This is a genomic window from Providencia sp. 6390, from assembly GCF_058148425.1.
Genome location: NZ_JBYVYL010000001.1, coordinates 698,795 through 711,590 on the forward strand (window position 1 = coordinate 698,795; position 12,796 = coordinate 711,590).

The 12,796-nt window shown below is 38.9% G+C and carries 13 protein-coding genes; 9 read left to right on the top strand and 4 right to left on the bottom strand.

Translation table 11 applies throughout. From position 1 onward, the window contains the following. The first annotated feature begins 18 nt into the window (after positions 1 to 18). The 3 genes from prc (at position 19) to AC3Z9T_RS03435 (ending at position 3,569) form a co-directional block, all read left to right on the top strand. Positions 19 to 2,061 (top strand): carboxy terminal-processing peptidase, encoded by a 2,043-nt coding sequence (prc, locus tag AC3Z9T_RS03425; RefSeq protein ID WP_490124794.1) that lies wholly within the window; start codon positions 19 to 21, stop codon positions 2,059 to 2,061. A gap of 176 nt (positions 2,062 to 2,237) precedes the next feature. Further along, positions 2,238 to 3,119: a protease HtpX gene (gene htpX / locus AC3Z9T_RS03430; protein WP_490124795.1), complete on the top strand. Its 882-nt coding sequence runs from the start codon at positions 2,238 to 2,240 to the stop codon at positions 3,117 to 3,119. Positions 3,120 to 3,290: 171 nt separating this feature from the next. Beyond that, positions 3,291 to 3,569, top strand: a complete 279-nt coding sequence (locus AC3Z9T_RS03435; RefSeq protein ID WP_490124796.1) for a hypothetical protein — start codon at positions 3,291 to 3,293, stop codon at positions 3,567 to 3,569. Between the two features lie 176 nt (positions 3,570 to 3,745). Here the strand turns inward: AC3Z9T_RS03435 and AC3Z9T_RS03440 are convergent, their stop codons facing one another. Continuing rightward, entirely contained in the window at positions 3,746 to 3,967 is a 222-nt protein-coding gene (locus AC3Z9T_RS03440; RefSeq protein ID WP_490124797.1) for a DUF2594 family protein, read from the bottom strand. Positions 3,968 to 4,083: 116 nt separating this feature from the next. Here AC3Z9T_RS03440 and AC3Z9T_RS03445 point away from each other — a divergent pair, with 116 nt between their 5' ends. From AC3Z9T_RS03445 to AC3Z9T_RS03460, 4 genes are all read left to right on the top strand, one after another. Beyond that, entirely contained in the window at positions 4,084 to 4,941 is an 858-nt protein-coding gene (locus AC3Z9T_RS03445; RefSeq protein ID WP_490124798.1) for an NAD(P)H-hydrate dehydratase, read from the top strand. A 190-nt stretch (positions 4,942 to 5,131) separates the two neighbouring features. Further along, on the top strand, positions 5,132 to 6,334 hold the full coding sequence (locus AC3Z9T_RS03450; RefSeq protein WP_490124799.1) for a sugar transporter: 1,203 nt from the start codon (positions 5,132 to 5,134) through the stop codon (positions 6,332 to 6,334). A 138-nt stretch (positions 6,335 to 6,472) separates the two neighbouring features. Next, positions 6,473 to 6,805, top strand: a complete 333-nt coding sequence (locus tag AC3Z9T_RS03455) for a DMT family transporter (protein ID WP_490124800.1) — start codon at positions 6,473 to 6,475, stop codon at positions 6,803 to 6,805. A 36-nt stretch (positions 6,806 to 6,841) separates the two neighbouring features. Then, entirely contained in the window at positions 6,842 to 7,147 is a 306-nt protein-coding gene (locus AC3Z9T_RS03460) for a DUF333 domain-containing protein (RefSeq protein WP_490124801.1), read from the top strand. Between the two features lie 229 nt (positions 7,148 to 7,376). Here the strand turns inward: AC3Z9T_RS03460 and dsbB are convergent, their stop codons facing one another. Together dsbB and nhaB are read right to left on the bottom strand one after the other, a co-directional pair. Then, entirely contained in the window at positions 7,377 to 7,898 is a 522-nt protein-coding gene (gene dsbB / locus AC3Z9T_RS03465; RefSeq protein WP_490124802.1) for a disulfide bond formation protein DsbB, read from the bottom strand. A 184-nt stretch (positions 7,899 to 8,082) separates the two neighbouring features. Next, positions 8,083 to 9,630, bottom strand: a complete 1,548-nt coding sequence (gene nhaB, locus AC3Z9T_RS03470) for a sodium/proton antiporter NhaB (protein ID WP_490124803.1) — start codon at positions 9,628 to 9,630, stop codon at positions 8,083 to 8,085. A gap of 222 nt (positions 9,631 to 9,852) precedes the next feature. Between nhaB and fadR the strand changes: the two genes are divergently transcribed. Further along, positions 9,853 to 10,569 carry a fatty acid metabolism transcriptional regulator FadR gene (fadR, locus tag AC3Z9T_RS03475; protein WP_490124804.1) on the top strand — a complete coding sequence of 239 codons (717 nt, stop codon included), beginning with the start codon at positions 9,853 to 9,855 and terminating at the stop codon, positions 10,567 to 10,569. Between the two features lie 93 nt (positions 10,570 to 10,662). Here the strand turns inward: fadR and AC3Z9T_RS03480 are convergent, their stop codons facing one another. After that, complete coding sequence (locus tag AC3Z9T_RS03480; RefSeq protein ID WP_490124805.1) at positions 10,663 to 11,013, bottom strand: hypothetical protein; 351 nt, start codon at positions 11,011 to 11,013, stop codon at positions 10,663 to 10,665. 445 nt (positions 11,014 to 11,458) lie between these two features. Here AC3Z9T_RS03480 and AC3Z9T_RS03485 point away from each other — a divergent pair, with 445 nt between their 5' ends. Next, complete coding sequence (locus AC3Z9T_RS03485; RefSeq protein WP_490124806.1) at positions 11,459 to 12,760, top strand: D-amino acid dehydrogenase; 1,302 nt, start codon at positions 11,459 to 11,461, stop codon at positions 12,758 to 12,760. Positions 12,761 to 12,796 lie beyond the last annotated feature (36 nt).

The window sequence follows — 12,796 nt, forward strand, 5'->3', positions numbered from 1 at the left end:
ACGGAGGTCAATCAGGGCATGAACAAACTTTTAAAAATTGCATTCGTTGTTAGTGTTACCACTTTTGGTAGTGCAATTGCGGATCCTCAAGCAGTGGCCCCGGCCACTGTTGCTCAGTTGCCTGTAATCAAACAGGATACTCAGCATGGAACGGTCAGTGAAAGGGTAACTTCAAGGTTCACCCGTTCTCACTATCGCCAGTTTGATTTGGATAAAGATTTTTCGGGTAAAATTTTTGACCGTTATCTAAATATGTTGGATTACGGCCACAATGTTTTACTTCAATCTGACGTCGATGCATATGCGAAAGATAAAGCGAATGCAGGAGAATGGTTAGAGGAAGGAAAGCTCGATAAGTTCTATGACCTGTACAACCTTTCGCAAAAAAGACGTTTTGAACGTTTTGAATATGCGTTAGCTCGTTTAGATCAGCCAATGAATTTTGATACTACTGACTCAATCGAAGTCGATCGTAGTAAAATGCCTTGGCCGAAAGATAAACAAGAACTAGATAGGCTTTGGGATCAAAAAGTTAGATACGATTGGTTGAACTTAAAGCTATCGGGTAAAGATGACAAAGAAATCAAGGAAAAATTGACGAAGCGTTATAACTTCGCGTTGAGACGTCTAACACAAGGGCAAAGTGAAGACGTATTCCAATTGATCATGAATTCGTTTGCTCGCGAAATTGACCCTCATACTAGCTACCTTTCTCCCCGTAATACCGAGCAATTTAACTCTGAAATGAGTTTATCATTAGAGGGGATTGGGGCTGTTTTGCAGCAGGATGATGAAAACACTGTTATTAATTCATTAGTTGCTGGTGGTCCCGCGGCAAAGAGTAAAGAATTAAAAGTGGGTGATAAAATCATTGGGGTTGGCCAAACTGGTAAACCGATGGTGGATGTTGTTGGTTGGCGCTTAGATGATGTGGTTGCACTGATCAAAGGGCCAAAAGGCAGTAAAGTTCGCTTAGAGGTCTTGTCAGATACTAAAGGAGCTAAACCACATATTGTCACTATAGTTCGTGAACAGATTCGTTTAGAAGATAGGGCGGTTAAGTTAACGATCAAAAATATTGGCAAAGAGAAAGTTGCGGTATTAGATATCCCCGGCTTCTATGTGGGTTTAACCAATGATGTCAAAACTCAATTGCAAAAAATGGCAAAAGATAATGTTTCCGCATTGATCATTGATCTTCGTGGTAATGGCGGTGGAGCACTAACTGAAGCTGTATCATTGTCAGGATTATTTATTCCTAAAGGGCCAATTGTTCAAGTTCGTGATAATAATGGTCAGGTGCGTCAAGATGCTGATGATGATGATGTCGTTTACTATAAAGGGCCATTAGTTGTCCTTGTTGACCGCTTTAGCGCATCTGCATCTGAAATTTTTGCAGCCGCAATGCAGGATTATGGTCGTGCACTGATTGTTGGTGAGCCTACTTTCGGTAAAGGAACAGTTCAGCAACACAGAAGCTTAAGCCGTGTTTATGATCAGATGTTGAAGCCTGATTGGCCAGCACTTGGCTCTGTTCAATATACGATCCAGAAATTCTATCGTGTTGATGGCGGTAGCACACAGCGTAAAGGTGTTACGCCTGATATCGTCATGCCAACAGGGCAAGATCCTGCTGAAACAGGGGAAAGCTTTGAAGATAATGCATTACCATGGGATAGCATCCCTCCTGCAAATTATACTAAAGATGGTGATGTAACGGCAGATTTGTCTGATTTGAAAACCAAGCACTTAGCGCGTATTAGTCAAGATACTGAGTTTAAGTATATTGATGAGGACATCGCTCGTTATAAAGCGAATAAAGCCAGTAAAAACCTTATCTCGCTAAATTATGCGCAGCGCTTGAAAGAAGACAATGAGCTTGAAGCAACTAAATTGAAACGTATCAATGAGCGTAATGCAAAAGAAGGTAAGCCATTATTGAAATCTATCGATGATTTACCTAAAGATTATGAAGGGCCAGACCCATATTTAGACGAAACAGTTAAAATTGCAATTGATCTTGCTCACCCTGAAACAAATTTATTGTCTAATAAAAAATAATTTGGTTAAACAATAGATTAATATAAAGGCCAGCAAAGCTGGCCTTTTTTATAGCATATGTAAAGTTATGTTAATTTTTGGTTTTTTCGTGTTAAGACACTTGAAAAAATACGAAAAAACCTTATTTATACAGTAAATTCTTCGTGATAATTATTTTTACCTAGGGAACAAAAAATATGATGCGAATAGCCTTATTCTTACTCACAAACTTGGCGGTTATGTTTGTGTTTGGGATAATTTTAAGCTTAACAGGCATTAGAGGGAGTAGTGTCCAGGGTCTAATGATCATGGCTGGCCTGTTTGGTTTTGGTGGTGCATTCATTTCATTGTTAATGTCTAAATGGATGGCACTGAAGTCAGTGGGCGGGGAAGTGATTGAAACTCCACGTAATCAAGCAGAGCAATGGCTGGTAGACACGGTAAGTCGCCAAGCGCAGCAAGTGGGCATCCAAATGCCACAAGTTGCTATATACCATGCACCTGACATTAATGCGTTTGCAACGGGTGCTCGTCGTGATGCTTCATTAGTGGCTGTGAGTACTGGTTTACTTGAAAACATGAGCCGTGATGAGGCTGAAGCGGTTATCGCGCATGAGATTAGCCATATTGCGAATGGTGATATGGTGACTATGACGCTATTACAGGGTATTGTTAATACATTCGTTATTTTTATTTCACGTATCATTGCACAACTCGTGTCAGGCTTTATGTCTAACAACAATGATGAAAGTGAAAGTAGTAATGGCAACCCAATGGTTTACTTTGCCGTTTCAATGGTGCTAGAAATCGTCTTTGGTATTTTAGCGAGTATTATTACTATGTGGTTCTCACGTTATCGTGAATTCCATGCAGATGCAGGATCAGCAAAACTGGTTGGTAAAGAAAAAATGATTGCTGCTCTACAACGTTTGAAGACTAGCTATGAACCACAAGAAGAAGGCCGTTTAATGGCATTTTGTATTAATGGGCGTGGTAAAGCATTTAATGAGTTATTTCTGTCTCACCCTCCGTTAGATAAGCGTATTGAAGCGCTACGTTCAGGTGAGTATTTAAAATAGTTCGACTAAACACTTTAAAACAGACCCATGGTGATTTGATTCTCATCATGGGTTTTTTTATTTGTATTGAAAATTAATAGCTAAGATTAATTTAATACAAATCGAAATAGTGTATTCTCTAAGTGAAATGTCGTAACGAATGTAGACCTTTATAAATATTAAGGATTTAAAATGGATATACTTGTAAAAACTTTGGTTTTTGGCAACGAATTTGCGACTGTCGAGAACCCAGCACGCTTAGTGCCATTTAAATTTGAAATTTACCAGTCTCCGAAGGGGCTCTACCATCGTATGTATAAAGAAGTAGGGATGTCAGGCGCGAATTTAGGTCAGAACTTTAAAGTCTGGGCTTTTGAAGAACAAAGAATGCAAAATAAGCAGTCAGGTGAGACATTAGAAAGCTATATTCAGCATTGCCAAGATATTTATGATGGCAAAGTGAAAGCCTAATTTAGGAAAAAAAAGCCCCCTTCATAGAAATCTGAAGGGGGAGCTAAATGAATAAAGAATGGTTTAATTCGAGAACAAAGATAGATTATTTCAAAACATGATATTTAGTTATTTGTGCAGTTTTAAGTATGACTGGGTAACCAAGCCTCTTAAATAGCATTTATCGTTAAAATAATCTATTGACGGTAGCCGGCTTTGATCTGCTCAAGCGTATTACGATAGGTTTCTGCTTGTTTTTCATCTTCCATCGATGCAATTTCACGCTCCATTTTAATGATAATTTTACCTGCATCTGCTTGGCCGATAGCTTTAAGCATATGAGCCAGTAAATTTTTTATACAAGTAATCTCAGCGGCAAGTTCATTAACATCTGGCTGGGTAGGAAAATGTGTTTTCATTAAATATATCCTTTAATAATTCATAGATTTGTTAGAATTATAGCATAGAAAAATTATTGAATGCCGCATAACTTCGCTCTTAAAAGATAACAAAAGATTTTTAGAAGGAGTCGATAATGTTAACTTCACAAGAAAAACAATGGATAGCCCAGCAATTCCCATCATTAGTACAACCTAGACCTGAGCAAAGTCATAAAGGAACTTTTGGCACGTTAAATATTATTGGCAGTAGTGCCGGAATGACAGGTGCTTGTGTACTTGCAGGGATGGCTGCATTAAAAAGTGGTTGTGGTAAAGTGATTGTTGGTTTTAATCAACAGCCTCTAGCTCTAAGTTTGATAGAAAATGCTCCCGAATTAATGCTAAGAGAGGCAACTTCCTTAATTAATGATAGTTTTGCTACAGCATGGGTCATTGGTTGTGGATTAGGCGTTTCAGAAGATGCGCAATCATTAATGAATAAAATGTTATTCGTGATCAAGCAGAATAAACCCGTGTTAATTGATGCTGATGGTTTAAATATTCTGTCTCAATGGCCGCAAGTTGTAAAACTTACCTCACAAACTGTTTTAACGCCACACCCTAAAGAGGCATCAAAATTATTACAAACAACAGTAGAAGAAATTCAAACCGATCGTTGTGCTTCAGCGCAAAAATTGAGTCAGCGCTATGGTTGTTGGGTTGTATTAAAAGGGCACAATACGGTGATCTCTAGCCCTGAACAACAAACATGGTGTAATCAGACAGGTAATAGTGGTTTGGCGACAGCGGGGAGTGGTGATGTTTTATCTGGCATTATTGGTAGCTTACTAGCACAAGGAATACCGATTGAAGAAGCTACTCGTAGTGGGGTTTGGATACATGGTAAAGCAGCCGATGGGTTAGTTAAACAAGGTATTGGGCCTATTGGTTTAACAGCTCATGAGATTATAGATGAGGTTAGATTGATTAGAAACGCAATAGTAGTTTACTGAGCCTCTTATGAGGAATGGCTTTAAAAGAGTGAAAAAAATGTGATATTATTCACATAAATTCATTGCTTCATTTTCTTACGGTGAAGTGATGTCCAATTCAGTTCAAATTCAATATTTATTTTTTCGCGCTAATCATTCACTGAGAAGCGGTAATTTGTTGCTAACACAAATAAAGGCTTAAGTAAAAACAATGACACAGGTTTCTAGAAAAACAGCTTGGATCCGAGTTGTGGCACTAGCAGTCGCCGCATTTGTTTTCAATACAACGGAATTTGTACCTGTCGCATTACTCAGTGATATCGCGGCCAGTTTTGATATAACAGTGGCTCACACAGGGTTAATGATCACCATCTACGCTTGGGTTGTTGCTATTATGTCGCTTCCACTAATGCTTTTAACGGGCAAAATTGAGCGCCGTAAATTATTAACATTATTATTTGTTGTCTTTGTACTTAGCCACATTCTTTCAGGTTTTGCTTGGAGTTTTGATGTATTAATTGTTGCAAGGATTGGAATTGCACTTTCTCATGCCGTTTTTTGGTCGATAACTGCATCACTGGCTATCCGTGTCGCACCTGCCGGTAAGAAGGCTCAAGCGCTTGGTTTATTGGCAACAGGAACTGCTCTGGCAACAGTTTTAGGTTTACCTATTGGTCGCGTTATTGGCCAATTCCTCGGTTGGCGAGTCACTTTTTTATGTATTGGGGCTATTGCCCTGTTTACAATGATTGCATTGATCCGCTTTTTGCCAAAATTGCCAAGTGAGCATTCAGGATCTTTAAAAAGTTTGCCAGTTATTTTTAAACGACCAGCCTTGGTGGGGTTATTCGTTTTGACTGTGATTGTTGTGACTGCGCATTTCGCTGCATACAGTTATATTGAACCGTTTGTTCGTGAAGTTGCGTTGCAAAGCCAAAATTTTGCCACTTTATTATTACTTATTTTTGGTGCTGCAGGTATTGTTGGAAGCGTAATATTTAGCCGTTACAGTGGCAAATATGCATTATCATTTTTACCAATGGCAATAGCGATTTTGACAATTTGTTTGTTGTTGCTGATGCCAATTAGCAGCCATGTAGGCCCATTAATTATTTTAAGTATTTTTTGGGGAATGGCGATTATGTGCGTTGGTTTAGGCATGCAGGTAAAAGTAATTGATTTAGCGCCTGATGCAACAGACTTAGCTATGGCAATTTATTCAGGGATCTTTAATATTGGTATTGGTGGGGGAGCTTTACTGGGTAACCAAGTTATTGTTCATATGGGCATGACCAATATTGGCTATGTTGGTGCTGTATTTGGAGTCATTTCGTTAATATGGTGTGCCTTTATTTTTAGACGCTATAGCGTCTCATTTAGCGATAAGCTACAAACCTCATCTGTTACTCATTAGTATTAATGCATTCGATTTGATAACCCTGTGATAGAAACTATTTTATCGCAGGGTTTTTTATTGTGAATGCGTTACAGTCAACAATAACTGTGCTAAATTTCGTGATATTTTAATTATTTCAAATAGTAAGGATAGGCAATGAAAGGACTAGGTTTTTTATTGATGTCAATTATTGCAGAAGTTATTGCGACAACAACATTAAAGGCATCTGATGGTTTTAGTCGCTTTTGGCCATCCTTAATTGTCATTATTGGTTATGGTGTTTCTTTTTGGGGATTGTCGCAAGTAGTTAAAGTTATGCCATTAGGCATTGCCTATGCGATTTGGTCTGGATTAGGTATTGTGTTGGTTTCAGTGGCTGCGATATATATTTATCAACAGAAGCTCGATTTACCTGCAATTATTGGTATGCTATTAATTATAGTTGGTGTTTTAGTCATCAATCTGTTTTCGAAAAGCAGTGCTCACTGATTCAGGGAACAGAAGCCAATATGAGTGGAGATTAGGATGAATCAAAAAATCAGTAGTCTGCTTAAGTCTACATTAGTCAGCGGTCTGATTAGTAGCGCAGTACTTATTTTAGCTGGTTGTGGAAGTTCTGAATCACTGAGAATGGTGCAGGTTGATCACTCAGCTTCTGAATATGCTCAACAAGTGGTTAACTTAGGGCCTGGAGTGCAAGAAGCTTGTGTTTCTGCTGGTGGGCTTCCTGCACTAAATTTAGAATTAAATGGTGGAAAAACGGCGGTTTGTCAGTTTGCAAACGGTAAACGTTGTGCTGCTGATGTGATCCTCAATGGTGCCTGTATTTAATTCATCAAATTGAATCGAATAATAAAGCCCATCAATGATGGGCTTTAGGTTGTTGACGAAGCGGGATAAAAGCGTGGTTTTTCCCACTTCGTGCAATGAGCCGAAAATCAATAAATTGATTTTCCTCGTTTATTTCAAAAACCTTAACGACTGCAGACAAACAAAATACGTTTGTCTGCAGTCTGAAGCCCATCAATGATGGGCTTTGTTTTATATCACTATATGAAACTTATATTTTTTGACGTGATGGGAAGAATTGGCTTATTGCGACAATGATAGCCACTAAGAGATAAACACCGTAAACACCAATCAGCCATTGTGGCATATCAAGCCCTAAGAAATCCCACTGCCTAACTGCGCAGTCACCCGTTGCTTCAAATACTGCTGGTGCCCACTCATTTAATGGTAGCCAATCAGGGAAATTCACAAAGAAGTCACAGGATGCAAAAGGCGATGGGTAGAGTTGCAACATTGTATGCTCCCAAGCAAGCTCTAAGCCACGCCATGCAGCGTAAATCCAAATTATGATAGCAACCCAACGTAACATAATATTTCGTGGTGCAATTGCACCAACTAGGCCGGCAATCATAATACCAAACAATGCAACGCGCTCATAAATGCACATGACACAAGGTTGCAGTTTCATAATGTGCTGAAAATAGAGAGCTGCACATTCGAGCATAAAGGCAATAAAGGCCATTAACAGCCATGCGCCTCGTCCTTGTGAGCAGTAGTTAAAGAATCTGAACATACTTTACTTCCCTAAATTAATGGTGCGCACATTTTGCCCTCATCTGTCACACAAAAAAAGGTGTGAGTGGATAATTATGCGATTTTAGATAAGGCTTTACGTAACATTACAAATTCGACTAATGATTTGAAAATAAAAGAGCCATTTAAATGAATTATTAAATGGCTCTGCAGAAAGGAACTTATTAAGGTAAGCTGATCCAGCCTACGCTTTCAAACCAGTGGGTAGCAGGAACTAACCAAAATTCAACACCGAGTAGCCCTACAATCGTCATAACAACAGTATAAGGTAATGCCATCCAAACCATACGTCCATAAGAGAGGCGTATAAGTGGTGATAGAGCAGAAGTGAGTAAGAATAGGAAGGCTGCTTGCCCATTTGGTGTAGCAACAGAAGGAAGATTAGTTCCTGTGTTTATTGCTACAGCTAATAATTCATATTGATTATGGGAGATCAAACCTTCGTTAGCGGCGTTCATGGCTTCTGTAATATAAACAGTGCCCACGAAAACATTATCTGAGACGGCAGAAAGCAAGCCGTTAAATAAATAGAAAAGCGATAGCTGTGAAGATTCTGAAGACTGTAAAACAAATTGAATAAACGGTGTAAATAACTGCTGATCAATAATGACTGCAACCACAGAGAAAAATACCGTGAGTAGAGCGGTGAAAGGTAGTGCCTCTTCAAATGCTTTACCTAGAGCATGTTCTTCTGTAATACCGCAAAAAGCGGTCGCTAATATAATCACAGATAAACCGATAATACCGACTTCAGCGAGATGGAAAGCCAGAGCTACCACTAGCCAAACACCGATTAGGCCCTGAATAATAAGTTGAGCTTTTTCTTTTTGTGTCCTTTTGGCGCCATTTTTTCTGTCATGCTCAGTAAGTACTTGTCGCACAGTGGGGGGTAACTCAGTCCCGTAACCAAAAAGCTTAAATTTCTCAACGGTAAAACAGACTAGTAAGCCACAGATAAGCACAGGTAATGTGACAGGAGCCATACGAATAAAAAAGGTCACAAAATCCCAATCAACGTGTTTGGCTATAATCAGGTTTTGTGGTTCACCGACCATTGTCATAACACCGCCTAAAGCAGTACCAACCCCAGCATGCATCATTAAACTACGTAAGAAACCACGAAACTGTTCTAAGGTTTGTTTTTTCTCAGTCGTATCGATAAAGCTGTCATTTAATAAATCAGTATTGCTGTGTTGGCTGGAGGCATACTGATGATAAATAGAATAGAAACCTATTGAGACACTGATAACAACGGCAATAACGGTCAGTGCGTCTAAAAATGCGGATAGAAATGCGCTTGCCAGACAAAAGGCTAATGATAAAGTGCGTTTTGAGCGGATATTCAGTAACAGTTTGGTGAAGGCAAACAGCAAGAGCTGCTTCATAAAATAGATACCAGCTACCATAAATATCAGTAGTAGTATGACCTCCAAATTGTTACTGATCTCATGAGAGATTTGTTTTGGGGTTGTCATGCCAATGATGACAGCTTCAATTGCTAATAACCCGCCGGGTTGTAGTGGATAACATTTGAGAGCCATGGCAAGTGTAAAGATAAATTCTACAACCAGTAACCACCCTGCGATAAAGGGACTAACAAAATAAAATATTAGTGGGTTAATGATTAAAAACGCGATTATTGCAAGCTTATACCAATCGGGTGAGTTTCCTAAAAAATTCTTCAAGAAAGCTCTTTTTAAACTAAAATCCATTATGGGTTGTTTTCCTCTTATTGGATGTATTGTACAGTAAATTCACATACTACTCTTATCTTGCGCATAAATTAAGTCTCATCACTAATAGATAATATGTTAATTATGTGAGGGTTTTATGATTCAATTCACTGTTTATGCACTGCCAAACTATCTCAATTTACGACAATCTGGTATGATCTCTACAATAATCCGTCTGAAAATGTTTGGAATAATAAAAATATGGTTATAAAAGCTCAAAGTCCTGCAGGTTTTGCGGAAGAGTATATTATTGAAAGTATCTGGAACAATCGCTTTCCACCGGGGTCGATTTTACCTGCTGAACGGGAACTTTCAGAGCTCATTGGTGTGACTCGTACGACGTTACGTGAAGTTTTACAACGTTTAGCGCGTGACGGGTGGCTAACTATCCAGCATGGTAAGCCTACTAAGGTTAACAACTATTGGGAAACATCAGGTCTGAATATTTTAGAAACCTTAGCAAGGTTAGACCATGATCGCGTACCACAATTAATCGATAATCTACTCGCTGTACGTACTAATATTGCTGCGATTTTTATCCGTACAGCATTTCGCCAAAACCCAGAAAAATCTTTAGAAGTGTTGGCTGAGCGTGAAAAAGTGGATGATAACGCCGATGCATTTAGCGCCTTAGATTATAACATTTTTAGGGGGCTAGCTTTTGCTTCAGGTAACCCAATTTATGGATTGATTATTAATGGCCTTAAGGGGCTCTACACAAGGGTAGGCCGTTATTACTTCTCTAACCCAGATGCGAGGCGTTTAGCGCTGAATTTTTATCAGCAACTGGCTAATTTGTGTCGTGAACAAGCCTATGACCGTATTATGGAATGTGTCAGAAATTATGGTAAGGAAAGTGGCACCATTTGGCATAGTATGCAAAGTAATATGCCTAACGACTTGGCACACGTTCGCTAAACTCGAATCACTCTATCACCAATTAAACCAGCTGATAATTTTTACGGCTGGTTTTTTGTTTTTTAAGCGTTAAAAAGGGTTAGCGGCTCGTCGTTAATTATTGGGACACGTGCAAGAATCAGCAGCAACCATAGTATCTGAATAATCTACTCTCTTATTTGATAGTTCCAAATCAACTCTATCAGTCCAATCATGGCCATCGGGAAGCGGATGCTCGGCTTTAAGCAAACAATGGTAATCAACATTTACTAGATGGCTGTCTACGACGATGGCAGGGCTGAGGCATACAGGAATAGGGCGAGTGCTGAAACAGATAGTATCTCCTTTATCATTAGCTTGTGTTTTGAGGGCGGGGAGTGAACTACAAAGTTCATCGGCAAGACACATCCCTGTAGATAAAAATAAAATGATAGATACTGTAAATAATTTTTTGTTTTTAATCATGGCTATACCTTCAGTTTTAATTAACGAATAAGATGATTTTGTTATTTTATTTCATTATGAAGATGACTAAGTCGATGAAATAGTCAAAAAATCTATGCCATCATAATTTAAAGAGATAAAAAAATAGTATTTTTAATTCTGTTAAATATGGTTAAAAATAATTAGCGATATAATATTTCTAGTTTAAAGTATAAAATGCTGAATTTTTTGTTATTAAAAATAATTCAAAAGTTATTTTCTATCTTATTATAATGAAAAATAAGAAATTTAAATATTTGGCTAAAAAAGCCTCTTTAGAGTATTTGTCTGCAATGTAAATAAAATGTGAAGATAAATGGATTTATTATCTGTATTGTTAAAAGTGTTAATTAACCATATTGGAAAATAAATTCTAGAATATTATTCTAATTGAAAATATTTGAGCAAAGGCGCAGCAGGGGGGAGCATGAAAGTTTTAATATTAGGTGCAGGCGTTATTGGTGTCACCACAGCTTGGTATTTGGCTCAGGAAGGACATGAAGTTATTGTCTTAGAGCGGCAGATGGATGTGGCTGAAGAAACCAGTGCTGGTAATGCAGGGCAAATATCCCCTGGTTATGCAACACCGTGGGGAGCGCCGGGCATTCCCCTTAAAGCGGTTAAATGGATGTTCGAAAAGCACGCCCCATTAGCGATTAGGCCGGATGGCACTTTGTTCCAATTGCGTTGGATGTGGCAAATGCTCAAAAACTGCGATATTCAGCATTATGCGATGAATAAGAGCCGTATGGTGCGCATCGCTGAGTATAGCCGTGACTGTATTCGGCAACTTCGAACAGATACAGGTATTTGTTATGAAGGTCGTCAAGGTGGCACCTTACAACTGTTTAGAACGGAAAAACAGTTTGAAAGTGCCGCCAATGATATTGCTGTTTTAAAACAAGAAGGTGTCCCATACGAGTTGTTAACGGCTAATGAATTATCAAAGGCTGAGCCAGCACTTGAGTATGTAAAGCATAAGTTAACCGGCGGGTTGCGTTTACCTAATGATGAAACTGGGGATTGCCAACAATTCACTAAAAAACTTGCGAAATTGGCCCAAGAGGCTGGCGTTAAATTCCAATTTGGTTGCCACATTGAACAAATTTTAACTGATGGTAACAAAGTCAGTGGTGTTCGTTGTGATGGTAGCATTATGCAAGCTGACCGCTATGTGGTTGCGATGGGGTCATATTCGACAGAATTATTACATAATTTAGTTAAGATCCCAGTTTATCCTCTGAAAGGCTACTCGTTAACCATGCCGATTATTGATGTTCAAAGAGCGCCAATCTCAACGATATTAGATGAAACCTACAAAATCGCAGTGACTCGATTTGACGATCGTATTCGAGTTGGTGGAATGGCTGAAGTGGTTGGTTTTAATCTAGATATACTGAAAAAACGTTGTGAAACGCTTAAAATGGTGGTGCAAGATCTTTATCAGGGCGGCGGCGATATCGCTCAGGCCACATTTTGGACGGGGCTACGCCCTATGACCCCGGATGGAACACCGATTGTTGGGCCTACCGAATATACAAATTTATATTTGAATACAGGGCATGGCACGTTAGGTTGGACGATGGCATGCGGATCTGGCAAATTATTGGCTGATCTTATCTCTGGCAATAAACCAGACATCGCTTCTGATGATCTTTCTGTGCATAGATATATTGATGGTTTTAATACAAAATTAACACCACGCGGTCATTTATCGCCTGCGCGCTGAGCTATGGGCTAAAGCGATTAAAATAATTAAAAATAA